Source organism: Amycolatopsis sp. NPDC028719 (assembly GCF_055565395.1).
Map to the genome: position 1 here is coordinate 903,560 of NZ_JBVHUL010000005.1, position 19,438 is coordinate 922,997.

Consider the following 19,438-nt stretch of genomic DNA (forward strand, 5'->3'; position numbering starts at 1 on the left):
GGCTGTTGCGGGATTCACGCGATGCGGGAGAAGCCCGCCCACTCCTTGATGGCGAACTTCGACCCGGCACGCTCGACCACGGCGCCGCCGTGGCCACCGAGGTGAGCCGGGAAGACCAGCGCGTTGTCCTCGGCCGCGCGGCCGAGGAGCTTGTGGCGGGTCGCCCGCGCCCCGGCCGGGTCCTCGCAGAAGCAGGAGTTCGTCTCCGGCTCCACAACCTGCAGCGGGTTGTGCACCAGATCGCCGACGAACAGCGCGCGGTCGCCGCCCGACTCCAGGGTCAGCACGGACGACCCGGGGGTGTGGCCGGGCGCGAGATCCAGCCGGAGGTTCCGGTCGATCCGGTACGAGCCGTCCCACAGGTGGGTCAGCCCGGCCTCGTGCACCGGGGCGACGCTGTCCTCGAAGACGTTCTGGTTGCCGCGACCCAACCGCGGCTGGTGATTGTTGGCCGGGTTCCAGAAGTCGAAGTCCTGCCGCGTCATCAGGTACGTGGCGTTCGGGAAGGTCGGCACCCAGGTCCGGCCGTCGAGGGAGGTGTTCCAGCCCACGTGGTCGATGTGCAGGTGGGTGTTGATGACGATGTCGACGTCCTCGGGCCGGACGCCGGCGGCGGCGAGGTTGTCCAGGAAGTTCGTGTCCAGCCGGCTCCAGACCGGCGCGTAGGGGCGGTCCTTGTGGTTGCCGACCCCGGTGTCGACGAGGATGGTGCGGCCTTCGCTGCGCAGCAGCCAGGTCTGGATGGCCGAGACGCATTCACCGGCGCCGGAGTCCAGGAAGTCCGGGGCAAGCCAGCTCCGGTGCTCGTCCCAGGCGCCGTCGGGGCTTCCGGGAAAGAAGTCCGCGGGGCCCATCTCGACCGAGCCGTAGTACTCCTTGACACGGGTGACGGTCACGTCGCCCAGCTTGATCTGATCCATGATCACTCCTCGCGAGTCGCGGGCAGCCGCCCTGACCGGATCGAGCCTGATCGTGTTCGCGCGCGCCGACCAGCCCCGCGTTGTCCTATCCCCCGGAGGGTGTGGCTGGGCGGCGCCGCGGGCATGGATAGTGGAGTGATGGACGGACCAGGCCCGCTCGGCGATTTCCTGCAAGCACGGCGCGCCAGGCTGCGCCCGGAAGACGTGGGTCTGCGCGACCTCGGGCCGCGCCGGCGGGTGGCGGGGCTGCGCCGGGAGGAGCTGGCGCAGCTGGCCGGGGTCAGCGTGTCCTACTACACCCGGCTCGAACAGGGCCTGTCCCGTGGCGCGTCGGCGGAGGTGCTCGAGGCGATCGCCGGCGCCCTGCTGCTCGACGACCACGAGCGGGACCACCTGGAACGCCTCGCCGGGGCGGCCCGCCGCGTACCGCGGGCGCGAAGGCCCCGGCCCGAGAAGCTCGCCGACGAGACGCGAGACCTGCTGCGCTCCTTCGACGGCGTCCCGGCGCTCGTCCTCGGCCGGCGCACGGACGTGCTGGCGTGGAACCCACTCGGGCACGCCCTGCTCGCCGGCCACGTGGACCCGCTGAGCCCGGAGGACGCCGCGCACCGGCCGAACATGAGCCGGATGCTGTTCCTGGACCCGCATTGCCGGGAGCTCTACGGGGACTGGCGGCGCAAGGCGCGCGCGGTCGTGGGCAATCTGAGGGTCGCCGTCGGCCGTCATCCGGAGGACCGTCAGCTCGCCGAGCTGATCGGCGAGCTGACGATGAAGAGTCCGGAGTTCGTGGCGTTGTGGGGTGACCACCGGGTGACGCCGTGCGACGCGGCCACCTACGAGCTGCGCCATCCGGTCGTCGGCACGGTGACGGTCACCCAGCAGACCCTCGTCCTCGCGCGTTCACCGGGGCAGTCCGTCGTGGTGTGCACGACGCCGGCCGGGTCACCGTCGGAGGCGGCACTGGCCCTGCTGCGGCAGGCGAGCGCGGTGGAGCCGGCCGAGCGCAGCGGCGGACCGGCCCGGCCGGACCGCTCCACCGCCGCCCGGTGACCACCTCCTGGTGTCGCGCGTCGGAGGTTCGTTGACAGAGGCCCGGCGGTGCCCCCCCAAGGTGGCCTTGGTTGCGCTCAACGCACCGAAGGCCGCCTTGGGTGCGTCTGACGCACCCAAGGCCACCTTGGGGCGCTCGTCACGGCTGTCCGCCACCGGGGGTGACGCGGACCGATTCGGGCAGCCGGCGCCAGTCGAGGTCGGCGGGATCGGCCGCGACGAGACCGGGGGAGCGGGCGACGAGGATCTCCCGGGCGATCGGCTCGAAATCCCCGCGGAAGTGCACCGAGCTCTTCACCACGAGGAGCCGCTGCTCCTCCGGGACGATGCCGACCATCCGGAACAGGTTGCGGTCGAACACCTGGGAGCGCCCGGTCGTCACCGCCACCCGCACGGACCCGGAGCGCAGGCAGGTGGAGGGCCCGAGGTCGACCTCGGTGCCGTGCAGCATCGGCCCGTCGAACCGGCAGCGTCCGTCCGACAGCGCCTCGACGACGAACCGGCCCCGTACCGGTTCGTCCCCGGGCACCGCGGGATCACCGCCGATCGCGAGGTCCACCGTGGCGCCGACGCCCGCCTCGGTGGCCGCGGCGGCGGCCGCGGGATCGGGGATGAGCCCGAGCGCGGCAGGCTCGTCGCCGCCGGCCACGAGGAGGGCACGGAGCAACCCGGTGGTGCGGCCGGAGCCCCCGGCGCCGGGGTTGTCCTGGGTGTCGGCGACGACGACCGGACCGGCACCGCCGGCCTCGAGGCCGCGCGCCACGGCGTCGGCGGGGTCGAGCAGCGCGACCCGCCATTTCGCCTCGTCCCGGGTCACTTCGCCGTACAGCCGGTCGGCGATCTCCTCGACCGGGCCGGTGCCGTAGGCCCACACCACCGGTCCGCAGTCCGGGATGTCGGCCGCGGGGAACCCGGCGGCGAACGACACCGTGGTGTGGTCTCCGCCGAGGGATTCCAGACCACTGTAGACAGACCGGGCGGGCTCCAGATCGGTGCAGCCCGCGTTGATCGGGATCAGGAAGGGCACCCGGCGCCAGGCGAGCCGGAGCCGTTCGCCGTCGAGCAGCCGGGCGAGCAGGCCGGCGGCCCGCGCCCCCGTCGCGGCCATGTCGATGTGCGGGTAGGTGCGGTAGCAGATCAGTGCGTCGGCGGCGTCGAACATCCGGGCCGACATGTTGGCGTGCAGGTCCAGGCTCGCGACCACGGGCACGCCGGGTCCGGCCGCGGCGCGGACCCTGGCCAGCAGTTCGCCCTCGCCGTCGTCGTGGTGCTCGGTGACCATGGCGCCGTGCAGGTCGAGGTAGACCGCGTCCGGCCGGCCGAGGCGCACGGCGTCGACGATCTCGCCGGCGATGCGCTCGAACGTGTCGGTGGTAACCGGCCCGGACGGGCTGGCGGCCGCCCAGATCACGGGCAGCACCTCCCAGCCGCGGGCCCGGGCCTGCCCGAGGAACCCGCCGACCGGCAGGTTGACCGGCTCGAGTTCGAGCACTCCTTCGCCGCGGCGCAGGGCGGGGAAGCCCTCGCCGTTGGCGAAGTTGCCGTACGAGGCCGGCGTGGGCGCGAACGTGTTGGTCTCGTGCTGGAACCCGGCGACCAGGATCCTCGTCGTGCCGTCCGTCATCGGGCCACCTCCGCACCGTTCGCGGCCGGGGCGGTCCGGCCGGGTTCCGTCCGTACTCGCGTGACCGCCAGCGAGACCGCGCCGGCCACGAGCAGGCCGACGAGCGTGAGCAGGCCGATCTCGGTGCTGCCCGTCGTTTCCTTCACGTAGCCGATCAGGGTGGGGCTGAAGAACCCGCCGAGCAGGCCGATGCTGTTGATGAACGCGATGCCACCCGCGGCCGCGTCACCCTTGAGGAAGGTGGCCGGCACGGACCAGAACACGGTGTAGGCGCCCCACATGCAGGCGGTGGCGACGATCAGCGCGATCATCGAGACGCCGAGGACCGACCCGCTGAGGGCGGCGACAGCCATGCCCACCGCGGCGACGAGGGTCGGGACGACCGTGTGCCGGCGGCGCTCGCCGGTGGCGTCGGAGTGGCGGGCCAGCACCCGCATCAGCACGAGCGCGGCCGCGTAGGGCACCGCGGACCACAGGCCGATCGCGACGACGGACCGGACGCCGTTCTCCGAGAGGATCGTCGGCAGCCAGAAGCTGACCCCGTAGAGGCCGCTGATCAGGCAGAAGTAGCCGAACGCGAGGCCGTAGACCCGCGGGTCGGTGAGCACTTTCCGGAAGCGGTGCTCCCCGCTTTCGTGCGAGCCGGCCAGATCCTGGGCGAGCAGTGAGCGCTCGCCGGGGGTGAGCCAGCGGGCGTCGCCGGGGCCGTCCGGCAGGACCTTCCGGACGACGAAGGCCAGCACGACGCAGGGCAGCCCCTCGACGAGGAACATCCACTGCCAGCCGGCCAGGCCGGCGGACCCGTCGAGGCCGCTGATGATCAGCGAGGACGCCGGTCCGCCGAGCATCGAGCCCAGCGGACCGGGGATCATCAGCACCGACATCGCCGCGCCCATGCGCGCCCGCGGGTACCAGTAGGTCAGGTAGAAGATGATGCCCGGCGCGAACCCCGCTTCGAACACCCCGAGCAGGAAGCGCAGGACGTAGAAGCTGGTCGCGTCGTGCACGAACAGCATGGCCACCGAGGTGATCCCCCAGAGCAGCATGATGCGGAAAAGCGTCTTGCGGGTACCGATCCGGCGGAGCAGCAGGTTGCTGGGCACCTCGAAGAGCACGTAGCCGAGGAAGAAGATGCCGGCCGCCAGGCCGAAGACCGATTCGCTGATGCCGATGTCCTCGGCCATCTGCAGCTTGGCGAAGCCGATGTTGACCCGGTCGACGTAGGCGAACAGGTAACAGATGACGAGCAGCGGCAGGATGCGCCACCCGATCCTGCGGTAGAGCTCAGGCGGTGCCGTGCTCTCCTTCTCGATGGCCATGCGGACTCCTCGCGGTCGTTCGATTGCCGGTACTGTGCGGGAGATCGTTGGTCCGGGCGTCGAGAAGGTGGGAAACAGCCGATGATCACCCCTCAAATGTTCGATCCGGACGCTTTGTGGTGCCCACCGGGCTGCGCGGCCTGAGGTGCTGGACGAAACGGACCTCGCGCTGGTCGACGCCCTGCAGCTCAACCCGCGGGCCAGCTGGTCGAGCCTGGCGGCCGCGCTGGAGCTGGCGCCGATCACGCTGGCGCGGCGATGGCAGCGGCTGGTCGACGACGGCAGCGCCTGGGTGACGGTCGCCCTGAGCGACCGGCGGATGCGCGGGGCGGTGCTGGAGCTGTCGTGCCGGCCGGGCACCGCGCGGGCCGTCGCACTCGCCCTGGCCGAGCTGCCCCACGTGAGCACGGTCGGCGTGACCACCGGCCGGTTCCAGGTGTTCGCGCTGGTCCTCGCCCCTTCGCTGGCGGCCATCGCCGACGTGCTGGTGCGTTCCCTGCCCATCCCCGCCGACGTCACGGCGATGCACTCCTACCTCTACAACGGGCTGTTCGGCGGGGTGGTGTGGCGGCTGGGCGTGATCAACCGGGTCCGGACCGAGCAGGTGCGGGAACTCCCCGGGCCGCCACCGGAGCGGATCCGCCCGTTCGGCGAGGGGGACCGGCAGCTCTTCCTGGCACTGGGCCACGACGGGCGCCGTTCCTACCACGACCTGGCGGCGGAACTGGGGGTCTCGCCGCAGGCCGTCCGGCGCCGACTGGACCGGCTGCACCGCCACGGCGACATCACCTTCCGCTGCGACGTCGCGCGGCCGCTCACCGGCTGGGGCTCGATGGCGTTCCTGTGGCTGTCGGTGCCCGACGGCGACCTCCCGGCGGTCGGCCGGGCACTGGGGGCGATGCCGGAGACACGGCACTGCTCGGGGGTGCCGGGGCCGGCGAATCTGGCCCTGGTCGTCAGCCTGCACTCGCTGGAACACCTCGACGAGGTGCTGGAGCGCATCGTGCGGGAGCACCCGGCGGCGGCGGTCGTCGACCGCCGGGTGGTGCTCCAGCAGGTGAAGGTGCACGGACGCATCGTCGACGAGCTGGGCCGCAGCGTCCGCGTGGTCCCCGTCGATCCCTGGGCAGCCGGTCGTGAGTGTTCGGCCGGGCCGGAACCCGACTGAACACTCACGACAACTGCGGCAGGCTCAGGAAGCCTGGGGTTCCTTGGCCGCGCTGGGCTCGGCGACGGGGCTGCGGGCCGTCTCCGGGCCCAGCGCCAGCGCCACGACGGTCAGCGCCGCCATCGCCGCCATGTACACGAGGATGGGCCACCAGTGCCCGGCCCATGCGTAGAGCGCGGTGGCGATGAACGGGGCCAAGCCGCCGGCCAGGACCGAGCCGACCTCGCGGGAGAACGCGAACCCCGACATGCGGAACTCGGTGTCGAACAGTTCGGCGTACCAAGCGGCCTGCGGCGCGAGCATCGCCGGGTAGAACACGCCGAGCCCGATCACGAAGGCGAGGATCACCCAGCCCGCCGAGCGGGTGTCGCTGAGCAGGAAGAACGGGACCATCCAGCACACGGAGCCGATGATGCCGGCCAGGTAGACGGGTTTGCGCCCGACGTGGTCGGAGAGCAGCCCGCAGAGCGGGATCAGCACCGCCTGGACCGCGGAGGCGATCATGACCGCCCCCAGCCCGAGCGACCGGCCGAGGCCCAGTGTCGTGGCCACGTAGGCGACCCCGAAGACCGGGAGCAGGTAAGCGAAACCGTTTTCGCCCATGCGGGTGCCGACGACGATGAAGAAGCTGCGCGGGTGCCGGCGGATCGCGGCGAAGATCCCGCCCGGCCGCTCGGCCGACGGGCCGGTCCTGGTGTCCTGGAAGACCGGCGGCTCCTCGACGGTGCGCCGGATGAGGTAGCCGACGAGCAGGCACAGCGCGCCGAGCAGGAAGGGCAGCCGCCAGCCCCAGGACGCGAACTGATCCTCGGGCAGCAACAGGAACAGGGAGAACACGCCGTTGCCGAGCAGGGTCGCGACGGCGTAGCCGAGCGGAGCGGCCGAGCCGGCGAACCCGCGACGGTCCGGGCGGGCGTGCTCCACCGAAAGCACCACGGCGCCGGCGTACTCGCCGCCGGCGCCGAAACCCTGGACGAGCCGCAGCAGGATCAGCAGGATCGGGGCCAGGACCCCGACCTGGGCGTAGGTGGGGAGCAGGCCGATCGCGGTCGTGGACGCACCCATGAGGACGAGGGTCAGCACGAGCATCCGCCGCCGCCCGACGCGGTCCCCGAGCCGGCCGAGCACGAGGCCGCCCACGGGCCGGGCGAGGAAGCCGACGGCGTAGGTGGCGAACGCCGCCAGGGTGCCGAGCAGCGGGTCGTGCGACGGGAAGAACTGCGTGTTCAGCACGATGGCCGCGGCGGTGCCGTAGACGATGAAGTCGTACCACTCCAGCACGGTGCCGACCAGCGCCGCGAGCGACGCTTTCCGTGACTGTCCCGGCGCGCTGCCGGCGGGTGCTGCGGACACGGTGTTCTCCTTCGATCCGGGGGAGGGTGCGTCAGTGGCCGGACGGAGGTGTGGCGGGCTTGGGCCGGCGGAGAACGGCTCCCTGCTGGACCGGGCCGACGAGTGCGGCGTACTGCCCGAGCCAGCCCCGTTCTTCGGCGGGGCGGCCGGAGGTGACCGGTTCCCCGTGCCGGAGCGGGACGGTGTCGACGGTCCGCTCGTCGAGGTCGATGGTGATCGTGTCGCCGGATCGCACGCCCGCGAGCGGGCCGCCGTCGGCGGCTTCCGGCATGACCTGGCCGAGGACCAGTCCGTGGTTCAGACCGGAGAGCTCGCCGTCGGTGACGACCGCGACCTTGCCGCCCAGCCCGGCGCCGTTGAGGGCGGCGACGAAGCTCGCCGCGAAAACCGTGCCGGGGCCGCCGCGCGGTCCCATCCCGCGCAGCACGATCACGCTTCCTTCGGCGATGTTCCCGGTGCCCAGCGCGGCGATCGCGTCGTCCTCGCCCGCGAAGACCTCGGCGGGGCCGGTGAACCGGCGCCGGGCGGCGCCGGCGCCCGCGACCTTGACCACCGACCCGTCGGGGGCCAGTGAGCCGCGCAGGATCAGCAAACCCGGTTCCGGGCGCACCGGGTCGTCGAGCCGGCGCAGGACGGTTCCGTCCGCTTCCGGGGCGTCGCCGGACAGCTCGGCCACGGTTCGCCCGCTGACCGTCAGCGCGTCACCGTGCAGCCGGGGCAGCAGGGTCCGCAGCACGGCCCGGACTCCGCCCACGCGTTCGAGATCCCACACCTGGTGGGTTCCGTTCGGGCGGATGGCGGCCAGCTGCATGGTGTCCTCGCCGAGCCGCTCGAACAGGGCCACGACGTCGAGGTCCAGGTCCGCTTCGCTGGCCACGGCCGCCAGGTGGCGCACGCAGTTGACCGAGCCGCCGAGCGCCATCGCCACCCGGACACCGTTTTCGATGGCCTTTCCGGTGATGATCTTCCGCGCGGTCAGCCCCTCGGCGACCATTTCGACGATCCGGCGGCCGGCGTCGGCCGCCAGCGCGCGCATCCGGTCGGAGTTCGCGCGGATCGGCGCCGCGCCGGGCAGGGTCATGCCCATCGCCTCGGCCAGGACGTGCATCGTGTTGGCGGTCGCGAGCCCGGCGCAGACACCGGGACCCTGGATCGCGGAATCGGCCAGCTCGCCGAGTTCGCCGACCGTCATGGTGCCGGCCTGCACGGCGCCGACCGATTCGTAGACGGTGTCGATGTCGACCGAGCAGCCGCCGTAGCGGCCACCCCCCTGGAAGCCGCCGGGCACGATGATCGAGGGCAGGTCGAGCCGGGCCGACGCCATCAGGTGCGCGGGCGTGGTCTTGTCGCACGACGAAAGGCACACCATGCCGTCCAGCACGGCGCCCTCCACCGCGGCCTCGACGTCGTTGACGATGAGGTCGCGGGTGGGCATCAGGTAGCGGGCCTTCCGGCCGGCACTGGTCACGAAGTCCAGTGGCGCGGTGGTGCGGATTTCGAACGGCAGCCCGCCCGCTTCCCACACCGCTTCGGCGACGAGTTCGGCAATGCCGTCGAGGTGGGAAAAGCAGATGCCGAGTTTCGACGAGGTGTTGACGATCGCGATCTTGGGCCGCCCCTGGTCTTCCGGGGCGAGACCCAGCGCCGTCCATTGGGCGCGGCGGACGGCCCAGCGGGTGCTGCCGGGGGTGAACTCGCTGCGCAGTGCGCCCGGGCGCACGGGGTCGTAGTCGGGCAGGCCGGTCACGGGAGTGGTCCTTTCGCGAAGATCGGGTCAGAGACTGCTGCCGGCGGCGTGCATCGCCGCGCGGACGTCGGCGCCGGACACCGCTCGGTACGGCAGGTCGTCGCGCAGCGACAGCAAAGTCGCCGTGGCGGCCGCGTGGCCGTATTCGAAGCACTGGGCGGTGACCCGGGCCGAGGCGAGGGCCTCGTGCTGTGCTCCGAGGCAGCGCCCCGCCACGATGATGTTTTCGCCGGTTCGCGGCACCAGGGAGAGGTAGGGGACCTCGTAGAAGTCATCGATCAGCCAGCGCAGGGTCGGCCGGTCATCGGAGTGCAGTTCGATGGGCCAGGGTGACCGGACCACCCCGTCTGCTCGTTTGCGGCAGGCGAGGACGTCGGCGTTGGTGAGCTCCTCGACCGCTTCGATGCTGCGGGTCTGGCGAACGCCCGCTTCGACACCGGTGTCGACGACGAACGAATCGGCGCAGCCCGGCACCCGCTGCCGCAGGAACCGTGCGTAGTCCCGGACCTGGCGCCGGCCGTCGATCTCGGCTTCGGTGAAGTCTTCGGGGTCGATCACGTTCAGCATCCGCCCGTCGCGCCCGACCAGCCGGGTCGCGTTCACGAGCAGCTCACCGGGCCGGGTCGTCCGGAACAGCCACACGTGGGACCGGGGGAGGCCGAGCCCGTCCGCGCGGGCGGACTCGATGGCGGAACTGACCCACGGCGGGCAGATCGTGTCTTCCCCGTACGCTTCGCGAAACGCCGCCAAGTCGACGTTGCCGAGCCGGAAGAACATGGTGGGGTTCTGGATCCGGCCACCGTCCCCGAACCGCGTCGCGTGCCCGGCACGCGCGACGACCGCGGCGTCCCCCGACGCGTCGATGGTGCGCGCGGCACGGATCACCGATCGGCCGGCGTTCGATTCGACCACGACGCCCGCGTGCCGCCCGTGCTCGACGAGGACGCCCGTGACCGCGGTGTGAAGCAGGATCCGGACCCCCGCGCGTTCGAGGAAGTCGTCGGCGACCTCGCGCCAGACCAGCGGGTCGTGCGCGACCGTCCACGTCTTCCCGTACCGCTGGGGGCCGGTGACGCCGCCGCGCGCGCCGAGCGCTTCCCGGAAGCGCTCGGTGAACCCGTGCACCACCTGCCGCGGCCCGCCCGATTCCGCGGCCAGGTAGAGACCGCAGATCGTCCCGGACATCCCGGCCACCGCCGCACCGCCGAAGAAGCCGTAACGCTCGAGGATCACGACGGACAGCCCGCCTTCGGCGCACACGGTCGCGGCGGCTACACCCGCGGCTCCGCCACCGACGACGACCACGTCCACGTCGGCGAGCACGGGAAGGTGCGGCGCGTCCGACGCGGCGGCATCCAGGCGCCAGCCGGGAAACTCCACCGACATATCACTCATATATCGGTTGTACATGAGAGCGCCGGGCGATGTCCAGCCCCGCCGCCGGATGAGCGATGATGAGCGGGTGACAGAACAGGTCAACAAGGCCGAGCAGGTCTACACCCTGCTGGAGGACATGATCACCTTCCAGGAGCTCGCACCGGGTGAGGCCGTCTCCGAGGCCGGGTTGATGGCGCGCACCGGCTTCGGCCGCACGCCCGTGCGAGAAGCGCTGCAGCGGCTCGCCCGGGAGCGCATGGTCGAGATCCACCCGCATCGCGGGGTGTTCGTCGCGGCGGTGTCCGTCGAAGCGCACTTCCGGCTCCTCGAACTGCGCCGGGGCCTGGAAGAGATGGCGGCGCGGTTCGCGACCTACCGCGCGCAAACCCGGCAGAAGGAGCGGATGCTCGCGCTCGTCGCCGAACTGGACGCGTTCGAAGGCGCCGACGTCCGGCAGTTCGCCACGTTGCTCAAACGCTCGCACTCCTTGATCGTCGAAGCCACGCAAAACGAGTACCTGGAACTGGCGATGGCGCCCTTGCAGTCGCTGTCACGACGCTTCTGGTTCGCGCACCTGCCCGACGTGGCCGAGGACCTGCGAACCGCGGGCCGGCTGCACGGCGATCTGCTGCGAGCGATCGCCCACGGCGACGAACCGGCCGCGGTCGCCGCGGCGCTCGCCCTGAACGACTACCTGACCGACCTCACCTATGCCGCGCTCGGCCGGCCGGAGTCGCGTACCTGAGGTACGGCGAAGCCGTCAGAGACGCTCGAGGGCGGCGGCGCTCGAGCTGCCCGGCTCGGCCGTGTACATCACCAGGGTGTGTCCCGCGCCCGGGAACAGCAGGGTGGTCCGGTCCAGCTCCAGTTCTCCCAGAGCCGGGTGGTTCACCCGCTTGCGGACGGCGGGGATGGGGCGCACGTCGTGGTCACGCCAGCCGGCGGCGAAATCGGCGTCGTGGGCGGCGAACTCGTTGATCAGCTCGGCCAGCGCACGGTCGGCGGGGTGCTTCAGGACGGCCGTGCGCAAGTGCGAGGCGGATTGCCGAGCGAAAGTCGCGTCCGCCTCCGGTGCGGCGGTGCACAGGGTGCCGGCCAGCCGCAGGGCGAGCCGGACGGCGTTGCGTTCGCCGGGCGGCACCAGGCCGAAGTCCGTGATCAAGGCCACCGCCGCGCGGTTCCAGGCGACGATGTCCTGCCTGCTGTTCACGACGTAGGCCGGAATGGCGCCGAGCCGGTCGAGGAGCGCACGCGCTTCATCGGGGATTCGCTCGGGCTCGCGGTGCGCACCGGGCAGGACCTGGCCGGCCAGCCCGGCCAGGTGCTCGCGCTCCGCTCCGGTGAGCTGGAGGGCGGTCGCCAGCGCGTCGAGCACCTGCGGAGACGGACGGGAGGCGCGTGCCTGCTCCAGGCGCTCGTAGTAGCTGACCGACACCTGAGCCCGGGCCGCCACCTCCTCGCGGCGCAGACCGGGGGTCCGCCGGGCGCGGTGCCCCGGTCCGTGCGCCCGCCCGGCGGCCTCCGGTCGCAGGTTTTCCCGGCGGCGGCGGAGGAAATCGGCGAGCTCTTGTCCGGACACACCGCCATCATCCCATGCGGCAGCCGGCTCAACCTCCCACTGACAGTCCGGGGCTGAAGCGTGGGTTCCCCGGGTGCCGGCCGGCTGGGCACGCTGGTCCGGCAAGCAAATTCCGAGTCCGAGGAGGATGACGTGCCCAGTGCACCGGAGAAAGCTTTCGGCGGCTGCTCGACTTCATGCTGGAGAAGGACATGGACGCCGTCGCGGATCTTTGGGCGGCGGAGGGCACCGCGGAATTCCCCTTCGCCGCCGGCGATGCGCCGCGGCGCCTGACGGGGCGCGAAGAAGTCCGCGGTTACCTGGCCGGATACCCGGAACTGCTGGATGTGCGGGAAGTCGCCGCGCTCACCGTGCGTCCGACCGAGGACGCGGACACCGCGGTGATCGAGTGGACGGCCGAGGGCCGGACGGTGCGCACCGGCGAGCGCTACCGGCTGGACTACGTCGTCGTGCTGACCGTGCGCGAGGAACGGATCACGGTGTACCGCGACTATTGGAGCCCGCTGGCGACGGCTCGCGCGGCCGGGCGGCTGCCCGAGCTGATCGCTTCGCTCGACCGGGACGACGTCTCGTGACCGGGGTGCTCGTGACCGGCGGCACCGGGAAGACCGGTGCGGCACTGGCCGGCCGGCTTCGTGGTGCGGGAGTACCGGTGCGGATCGCGAGCCGGCACCCCGCCACCGCCGATCCCGGCGCGATCCGATTCGATTGGGCGGACCCGAGTACGCACGAAGCCGCGCTGCGCGGCATGGATCGGGTCTTCCTGGTTCCCCCGGTGGAAAGCGTCGACCCCTTGCCCCTGGTGGAGCCTTTCCTGCGCCGGGCCCGGCGGTCCGGCGTGCGCCGGGTCGTGCTGCTCGGTTCCGCCATCGTCCTGCCGAACGCGCCCAGCGCGCTGGAGCTGGCGGCGCAGGTGCGGGCCGAGCGGGGCTGGGTGGTGCTGCGCGCCTCGGGGTTCATGCAGAACTTCTTGCGCCCGCACCCGCTGGGCGACCGCATCCACCGGCTCGGCGAGATCCGCACCGCGGCCGGCGACGGCAAGGTGGGGTGGATCGACGTCCGGGACATCGCGGCTTCCGCGGCGGCTTTGCTGGAGGATCCCGAAGTTCGCGCCGCGGACGGCGATTTCCTGCTCACCGGGCCCGAACGCCTGGAGCTACGGCGACACCGCGGAAGCCATCACCGTCCACACGGGCCGCCGGATCCGGGTGCGGCGGATCGAGCCGGACGAGCAGGCCGCGGCTTACCGGGCCGCCGGCCTGGCCGCCGGGTTCGCCGCCGCCCTCGCGACCGTCGAGGACGGGATCCGGCGCGGGCGGGAAGACCGCGTCAGCACGACGGTGCTCGACCTGACCGGCCGGCCGCCCCGCACCTTCGCGCGATTCGTTTCGGAGCACGCGAACGAATGGCGCGGGAAGTGACCACGCGCCCGTTGCCTCAGGCCAGTAAGGGAAGGCGCTTGGTCAGCTTGGTGACCTGGTTGCGCGGGCCCGCGACGATCATGCCGACGAGGTCGGCGTCGGACTCGGTGGTGGCGGCGAGGTCGGCCAGGTACGCCTCGTAGGTGCGGGCGCGGCGGGCCGTTTCGGTCAGGCACAGCACGGTCAGCTGTTCCCGCTCGCCGGCGAGCCGGTGGAGGCGGGTCAGCTCGGCGGCGCCGGTGGTCAGGATCGGGACCGGAGTGGTGACGATGCCGTGGTAACGGGTGCCGGTGGCGTCGACCGCCTCGGGGCCCAGCGGGAGCCCCAGCCGGGTGCCGATGCTGGCCCCGAGGACGGTCGCGGCGTTGACCGCCTGGTTGGCGGGCAGCCCGTCCCGCACGACGAGCACGACTTTGAGCGGCGGTTCGGACGGCGGCTGGGGGGTGCCGGGCGCGATGGTCATCGTGCGTGGTGCTCCGCGGTTTCAGGCCGTTGCCGGCTGGTGGTGGGTGGCGAGTGCGTGTGCGGCCCGCAGCGGGGTGGTCCCGTGGGTCCGGGCGTGGGCGAGGATCCGGTCGACCTTGGCGCCGATGGCGTCGATGCGGGCGTCGGTTTCCGGTTCGTCGCAGGCCAGCTCCTCACGGCAGACGGCGTGGATGATGCCGCCGGCGCTCGCGACCGTGTCCGGGATCCACGTGATGCCGCGCTCGTGCAGGAGGGTGGCGACCTCGTCGCCGGTGAGCTGGTTGTTGGCCGGGCCGACGATCAGCGGGATCGTGCAGCCGGCGACGGTCTCGGGGCTGAGCAGGCCGCCGGTGGCGGCGGGCACGAGGATGTCGAGGTCCTGCCGCAGCAGGTCCGACGCGGTCCAGGTGAGACCGTCGGTCTCCACCTGCGCGCGGAGGCGGTCGTCCCGGTCGGCGACGACCACGTCGGCGCCGTCGGCGGCCAGCGACCGGCCCAGGAGACGGCCGACGCTGCCGTAGCCGATGACGCCGATCCGCAGGCCGGCGACGGCCCGGGTGCCACGGACCCGGGCGACACCGGCGTCGAGGGCGGCGCGGACCCCGCGGGCGGTGGCCGCGCTCGAGTTGCCGCTGCCGCCGAGCGCTTCGGGCCGGCAGAACGCCCATCCCGGGGTGAGGCGGTGGATCACCGCCATGTCCTGCGGGGTGGTCCCGATGTCGGGTCCGGTGCGGTAGCGCCCGCCCAGCCTGCCGATCGTCTCGGCGATGTCGAGCACGAGGTTCTCGCGCACCGGCGGCGTCAGCGGTGCGTCACCGAGGACCACGACGGTCTTGCCACCGCCGTGCGGCAGCTCGGCGAGCCCGCATTTGAGCGTCATCGCGCGGGAGAGCCGCAAGGCGTCGGCCACGCCGTCGCCGACGGATCGGTACGGCTTGATCCGGCAGCCCCCGATCGCCGGGCCGCGTGCGGTGGAGTGCACCGCCACGACGATCGGGAGGTCGCTGCGGGCCCCGCGGACCACGTGCAGTTCCTCGTGCTCGACCCCCGCCCGGTCGAGAGTGGATACGAGATCTGTTCGACTCATGCCATCAGAATCCACGACATCTCGGAGCCATGCGCTCGATCCTGAGGTATGTTCGAAAACTAGCCGAAATTCCGAACGTCGATCGGATCGGCCCGGCAGTTGGCCCGTGCCTTGCGGCTCACCGCGACGCGCCGGACAGTGCCCGCGCTCGCGCACCGCCCGCCTCCGTCGCCGGCCGACGGCCGCGGATCCGGCGGACCAGACCGAGGAGGACCGACCGCAGCGCCTCGGCCCGGCGGCTGGACGGGACGAACATCTGCTGCTTGAGCCGGGCGGTGCGCTGGTGCTTGGTGATGAACGGACGCAGGCCGGTCTCCCAGGCGTCCAGGGCGGCGGCGAGGTCGCCGGGGTGCTCCCGCAGGGCCGCGCCCAGTGCGGCGCCGCCGCGCAGCGAGGACGTGGCACCCATGCCCGAGTAGAGGTTCATGCACCACGCCGCGTCCCCCACCAGCACGACCCGTCCCGTGCTCCACCGCGGCAGCCGCACCTGGTGCACCGAGTCGAACAGGCGATCAGGGGCCTCTTCCAGGGAGTCCAGGACGTGGCGCACCACGGGATCGTCCATTCCGGAGAAGACCGAGCGCAGCCGCTGGACCCGCGACCCGCTGAACTGCTCCTGGATGTCTGTCGTCCGGTACGTCAGCAGCGCGGTGGGCGCGTGGTCGGCGAGCCCGAACACCCACACCGCCCGCTTCGCGCGCGCGATGATGATGCTGTCGCTCGCCTCGTACGAGGGCACTTGCTCCTTCAGCTGGAACGCGCAGATCATCGCGTTCCACGTGGTCAGGTAGTCCTCGTCCGGACCGAACACCATCCGGCGCACGCTCGAGCGCATCCCGTCCGCGCCGACGACCAGGTCGAAGCTCTCGCGGTACTGCGCACCGGTGCCGGCCTTCTCGAGCAGCACCTGCACCTCAGCAGGACCCTCGGTGATCGTGACCGGAGTGGTCCCGAACCGCACCTCGACGCCGGTGATGCTCTGCCACAGCGCGGCCTCGACGTCCCCGCGCAGCACCGCTGCCGGCTCCCCGGGCTGGTCCAGGAATCCCAGTGCCGGCCGGCGCCTGCCCCGGCGATCCACCGACCACGCGTTCGCACCGGCCGCCCGGTCCGGGTTGCGGGTGTGCAGGTGGTCGGCGATGCCCAGGTCGGCCGCGGCCTGCCGGCCCTCCGGGAACAGCCCGACGAAGTAACCCCCGGTACGCCGCTCGGGTGCCCGTTCGATGATCACCGGCGTCCAACCGGCCCGGCGCAGGCCGATCGCCGCGGACATCCCCGCGATCCCGAGCCCCACCACCAACGCCCTCTTCCGCATGGCCGTCACCGCGCCGCGCCGGACGGGGCAGCGGCCGCTGCCGTGGTGTATTCCGCTGCCAGCCGGCGGTGGACGACCTTGCGGATCAGCTCGAGAACGCCCGAAACCACCACCTGGACCGGGCGGCTGGACGGGACGAACCGCTGCTGCTTGATCCGTGCGGAGCGCCGCTGGCTGGTGATGTAGGGACGCAGGCCGGTCTCCCAAGCTTCCAGAGCGGCGGCGAGGTCGCCGGGGTGCTCCCGCAGGGCCGCGCCCAGTGCGGCGCCGCCGCGCAGCGAGGACGAGGAGCCCATGGCCGAGTAGGTGTTCATGCACCAGGCCGCGTCGCCCACCAGCACGACCCGCCCCGTGCTCCACCGGGGCATCTTCACCTGGTGGATCGAGTCGAACACGTGGTCAGGGGCCTGCTCCAGGGAATCCAGGACGTGGCGCACCACGGGTTCGTCTTCCATCCCGGAGAAGGCCGCGCGCACCTGCTCGATCGACGGCCCGGCGAACCGGTCCGGGATGTCCTCGGTGCGGTAGGTCAGCCACGCGCAGGGCGCGTGGTCGGCGAGCCCGAACACCCACATCGCACGCTTGGGGCGCGAGACGATGATGCTGTCGCCCGCCTCGTAGGTGGGCACTTGCTCCTTCATCTGGAACGCGCAGATCATCGCCTTCCAGTTCGCCAGGTAGTCCTCGTCCGGACCGAACACCATCCGGCGCACGCTCGAGCGCATCCCGTCCGCGCCGACCACGAGATCGAAGTCCTCGCGGTACTGCTTCCCGGTGCCGGCGTCCTCGAGCAGGACCCGCACCCCGCCGGCGCCCTCGGCGATCTCGACCGGAGTCGTCGCGAACCGCACCTCGACCGCGCCCTCGGTCCCGTCACCGGTGATGCCCTGCCACAACGCGGCCTCGATGTCGCCGCGCAGCACCGCTGCCAGCCCGCTGGGCGCGTCCAGCAATCCCAGGGCCGGCCTGCGCCTGCCCCGGCGATCCACCGACCACGAGTTCCCGCCCGGTCGCCATTCCGGGTTGCGGGTGTGCAGGTGGTCGGCGATCCCCAGGTCGGCCGCGGCCTGCACACCCTCCGGGAACATGAAGATGAAGTAACCCCCGGTACGCCGCTCGGGCGCCCGTTCGACGATCACCGGCGTCCAACCGGCCTGGCGCAGCCCGATCGCCGCGGACATCCCCGCGATCCCGAGCCCCACCACTAGTGCCCTCTTCTGCATGGCTTTCCTCTCTCCGTTGGTTCTGATTCGGGGGACGGCTCAACCCGGCACGACGACGGCGCGGCTGCGGCCGGTGTGTGCCCACGCCTCACCGACCCGGCTCAGCGGGAACGCGGTGTAGGGCAGCTGCAGGGACCCGTCGGCGAAGCGGGCCATGAGCTCGGGCGCCTCGGCGAGCATCTCCTCGGCGGACCGCGAGCCGATGCCGCTGCCGGTGATCCGGATCCGCCTGTCGCGCAGCAGGTCCGCGGGCAGCGACGCCTCCAAGCCCGCGAACGAGCCGATCTGCACGTAGGCCGTGGTCGCCTCGGTGTCCTCGCCGCCGCGACCCAGCACGGCGAAGACGGCCTCGGCGACGGGCCCCCACAGGTAATCCAGCACGAGACCCGGCGACGTCTCGGACATCGCGTCAGCCAGGGCCTTCTCCAGGCCGTCGGGTCCGTCGTGGGCCAGCGACACGGTCGTCGTTCCCGCGCCGCGCAGCCACTCCAGCGCCGCCGGATCGCGCCCGGCGGCGATGACCTGCTCCGCCCCGAGTGCCCACGCCCCCTGCACGGCAAGGCTGCCCGACATCCCCGTGGCGCCCAGCACCAGCACGGTGCCCAACGCCCCCGCTTCCTTGCGTCGCGCGGTCAGGGCCATCCAGCCCGAAAGTCCGGGGTTCATGCCCGCGGCGATCGCGAGTGGATCCGCCCCCGCCGGAACCTCCGCCTGGAAGGGGGCGACCAGCCGCTCGGCCATCGTCCCCGAGGGTGGACGCGCGTATCCGGTGTAGACCAAGCGCCCGTCGCCGGTGCGAGCGACCGCGTCGATGCCCGGCACCAGCGGATACGTCATCTGCCCGTGGCCGTGGTGCCACCCGGCGGCCAGCGTGCGAACGATGTGGTGCAAGCCGGCCCCGACGAGGTGCAGCGGCTCGTGACCGGGTGGGACCGGCGGCTCGGAGAAGTCATCGCAGACGGGTGACGTACCGGGAGTGGTGACGACCGCAGCACGCATCAGAGCCTCCTCCTTAACTAAGTTCAACGCTGTAGCCACCATGCCTGAACAATGTTAAGTTGTCAACCATGACCAAGGGCATCACTCGGGAACGGATCATCACGGCGGCGCTCGAGCTGCTCGACGACCAGGGCATGGACGCCCTCACGGTTCGTGCGCTCGCCTCCCGGCTGGACGTCCGCGCTCCCGCCCTCTACTGGCATGTGCGCAACAAGCAGGAGCTGCTCGACGAGATGGCCACCGAGGTCATGCGCCGCGTGAGCAGCGCCTTCGCCGCGGTCCCGCCCGGCGACGGCTGGCGCGACGACCTCACCGCCTACGCCCGTGTCTTGCGCGCGGAGTACCTGGTCCACCGCGACGGAGCCCGCATCTTCAGTGGCACCCGGATCACCGACCCGGACGTGGTCCGCATGAAGGAGCCGTTGTTCGAACGCTGGACCGCGGCCGGCTGGAAGCCCGCCGACGCCGACGACGCCGTCGACGTGGTCACCGCGTTCGTCGTCGGCTTCGTCATCGAAGAGCAGGAGCGGCGCCAGGCCGCCGAGACCGATCCGACGCGCTACTCGGCCACCGAGCGCGACGCCTGGCTCGGCGAAGGCGCGTCACTGGTGAAGGAGGCCGGGCACCTCCTCGACGACGGCGACCAGCGCTTCGAACGGCATCTCGGCATCGTCCTCGACGGGCTCGCCGCCCGGCCGGGCGCGTGAGCCGGCCGCGCCTGCGCAGCAGCAGGGGCCGCAGCCGGCGCGGCCACGACGAGCGCCGCGCCAGGCAGGCGAGTGTGTCGCCGA

The 19,438-nt window shown here is 72.2% G+C and carries 18 protein-coding genes and 1 pseudogene; 7 read left to right on the plus strand and 12 right to left on the minus strand.

Annotated elements, in window-relative coordinates; all coding sequences use genetic code 11:
• Positions 1-14: 14 nt before the first annotated feature.
• Complete coding sequence (locus ACZ4TR_RS27550; RefSeq protein WP_465289650.1) at positions 15-920, minus strand: MBL fold metallo-hydrolase; 906 nt, start codon at positions 918-920, stop codon at positions 15-17.
• A 138-nt stretch (positions 921-1,058) separates the two neighbouring features.
• Here ACZ4TR_RS27550 and ACZ4TR_RS27555 point away from each other — a divergent pair, with 138 nt between their 5' ends.
• Positions 1,059-1,970 (plus strand): helix-turn-helix domain-containing protein, encoded by a 912-nt coding sequence (locus tag ACZ4TR_RS27555; RefSeq protein WP_465289651.1) that lies wholly within the window; start codon positions 1,059-1,061, stop codon positions 1,968-1,970.
• 139 nt (positions 1,971-2,109) lie between these two features.
• Here the strand turns inward: ACZ4TR_RS27555 and ACZ4TR_RS27560 are convergent, their stop codons facing one another.
• Both ACZ4TR_RS27560 and ACZ4TR_RS27565 read right to left on the minus strand, forming a co-directional pair.
• Positions 2,110-3,594, minus strand: a complete 1,485-nt coding sequence (locus tag ACZ4TR_RS27560; protein WP_465289652.1) for a M81 family metallopeptidase — start codon at positions 3,592-3,594, stop codon at positions 2,110-2,112.
• The gene (locus ACZ4TR_RS27565; RefSeq protein WP_465289653.1) at positions 3,591-4,913 is read right to left on the minus strand and encodes an MFS transporter; all 1,323 of its coding nucleotides are present in this window, start codon (positions 4,911-4,913) and stop codon (positions 3,591-3,593) included. The genes ACZ4TR_RS27560 and ACZ4TR_RS27565 overlap by 4 nt, the downstream gene beginning before the upstream one ends.
• Before the next feature lie 145 nt (positions 4,914-5,058).
• On the opposite strand from ACZ4TR_RS27565, the gene ACZ4TR_RS27570 reads away from it, so the two are divergent.
• The gene (locus ACZ4TR_RS27570) at positions 5,059-6,081 is read left to right on the plus strand and encodes an Lrp/AsnC family transcriptional regulator (protein WP_465289654.1); all 1,023 of its coding nucleotides are present in this window, start codon (positions 5,059-5,061) and stop codon (positions 6,079-6,081) included.
• Positions 6,082-6,105: 24 nt separating this feature from the next.
• Here ACZ4TR_RS27570 and ACZ4TR_RS27575 read toward each other — a convergent pair whose 3' ends face one another.
• From ACZ4TR_RS27575 to ACZ4TR_RS27585, 3 genes are read right to left on the minus strand one after another with little or no spacing between them, the layout of a single operon-like run.
• A complete protein-coding gene (locus ACZ4TR_RS27575) occupies positions 6,106-7,434 on the minus strand; it encodes an MFS transporter (protein WP_465289655.1) in 1,329 nt (442 codons plus the stop codon).
• A 31-nt stretch (positions 7,435-7,465) separates the two neighbouring features.
• A complete protein-coding gene (locus tag ACZ4TR_RS27580) occupies positions 7,466-9,181 on the minus strand; it encodes a dihydroxy-acid dehydratase domain-containing protein (RefSeq protein ID WP_465289656.1) in 1,716 nt (571 codons plus the stop codon).
• A 27-nt stretch (positions 9,182-9,208) separates the two neighbouring features.
• The gene (locus tag ACZ4TR_RS27585) at positions 9,209-10,576 is read right to left on the minus strand and encodes an FAD-dependent oxidoreductase (protein ID WP_465289657.1); all 1,368 of its coding nucleotides are present in this window, start codon (positions 10,574-10,576) and stop codon (positions 9,209-9,211) included.
• Positions 10,577-10,643: 67 nt separating this feature from the next.
• Between ACZ4TR_RS27585 and ACZ4TR_RS27590 the strand changes: the two genes are divergently transcribed.
• Entirely contained in the window at positions 10,644-11,303 is a 660-nt protein-coding gene (locus tag ACZ4TR_RS27590) for a GntR family transcriptional regulator (protein WP_465289658.1), read from the plus strand.
• Between the two features lie 15 nt (positions 11,304-11,318).
• On the opposite strand, the gene ACZ4TR_RS27595 is transcribed toward ACZ4TR_RS27590, so the two are convergent.
• A complete protein-coding gene (locus ACZ4TR_RS27595) occupies positions 11,319-12,137 on the minus strand; it encodes a helix-turn-helix transcriptional regulator (protein WP_465289659.1) in 819 nt (272 codons plus the stop codon).
• Positions 12,138-12,313: 176 nt separating this feature from the next.
• Here ACZ4TR_RS27595 and ACZ4TR_RS27600 point away from each other — a divergent pair, with 176 nt between their 5' ends.
• The 3 genes and pseudogenes from ACZ4TR_RS27600 to ACZ4TR_RS27610 all read left to right on the plus strand — a co-directional run bounded on the left by ACZ4TR_RS27600 (position 12,314) and on the right by ACZ4TR_RS27610 (position 13,558).
• Complete coding sequence (locus ACZ4TR_RS27600; protein WP_465289660.1) at positions 12,314-12,712, plus strand: nuclear transport factor 2 family protein; 399 nt, start codon at positions 12,314-12,316, stop codon at positions 12,710-12,712.
• A gap of 77 nt (positions 12,713-12,789) precedes the next feature.
• Positions 12,790-13,179: pseudogene (locus ACZ4TR_RS27605) on the plus strand (Rossmann-fold NAD(P)-binding domain-containing protein); the annotation flags it as partial.
• 166 nt (positions 13,180-13,345) lie between these two features.
• Complete coding sequence (locus tag ACZ4TR_RS27610) at positions 13,346-13,558, plus strand: hypothetical protein (RefSeq protein WP_465289798.1); 213 nt, start codon at positions 13,346-13,348, stop codon at positions 13,556-13,558.
• 16 nt (positions 13,559-13,574) lie between these two features.
• On the opposite strand, the gene ACZ4TR_RS27615 is transcribed toward ACZ4TR_RS27610, so the two are convergent.
• From ACZ4TR_RS27615 to ACZ4TR_RS27635, 5 genes are all read right to left on the minus strand, one after another.
• Positions 13,575-14,021 carry a DUF2000 domain-containing protein gene (locus ACZ4TR_RS27615; protein WP_465289661.1) on the minus strand — a complete coding sequence of 149 codons (447 nt, stop codon included), beginning with the start codon at positions 14,019-14,021 and terminating at the stop codon, positions 13,575-13,577.
• Positions 14,022-14,042: 21 nt separating this feature from the next.
• On the minus strand, positions 14,043-15,110 hold the full coding sequence (locus tag ACZ4TR_RS27620; protein WP_465289662.1) for a Glu/Leu/Phe/Val dehydrogenase dimerization domain-containing protein: 1,068 nt from the start codon (positions 15,108-15,110) through the stop codon (positions 14,043-14,045).
• A gap of 118 nt (positions 15,111-15,228) precedes the next feature.
• Positions 15,229-16,425, minus strand: a complete 1,197-nt coding sequence (locus ACZ4TR_RS27625) for an FAD-dependent monooxygenase (protein WP_465289663.1) — start codon at positions 16,423-16,425, stop codon at positions 15,229-15,231.
• A gap of 5 nt (positions 16,426-16,430) precedes the next feature.
• Positions 16,431-17,648: an FAD-dependent monooxygenase gene (locus ACZ4TR_RS27630; protein ID WP_465289664.1), complete on the minus strand. Its 1,218-nt coding sequence runs from the start codon at positions 17,646-17,648 to the stop codon at positions 16,431-16,433.
• Positions 17,649-17,687: 39 nt separating this feature from the next.
• Complete coding sequence (locus tag ACZ4TR_RS27635) at positions 17,688-18,647, minus strand: quinone oxidoreductase family protein (protein ID WP_465289665.1); 960 nt, start codon at positions 18,645-18,647, stop codon at positions 17,688-17,690.
• Between the two features lie 68 nt (positions 18,648-18,715).
• Between ACZ4TR_RS27635 and ACZ4TR_RS27640 the strand changes: the two genes are divergently transcribed.
• A complete protein-coding gene (locus ACZ4TR_RS27640; protein WP_465289666.1) occupies positions 18,716-19,354 on the plus strand; it encodes a TetR/AcrR family transcriptional regulator C-terminal domain-containing protein in 639 nt (212 codons plus the stop codon).
• Positions 19,355-19,438 lie beyond the last annotated feature (84 nt).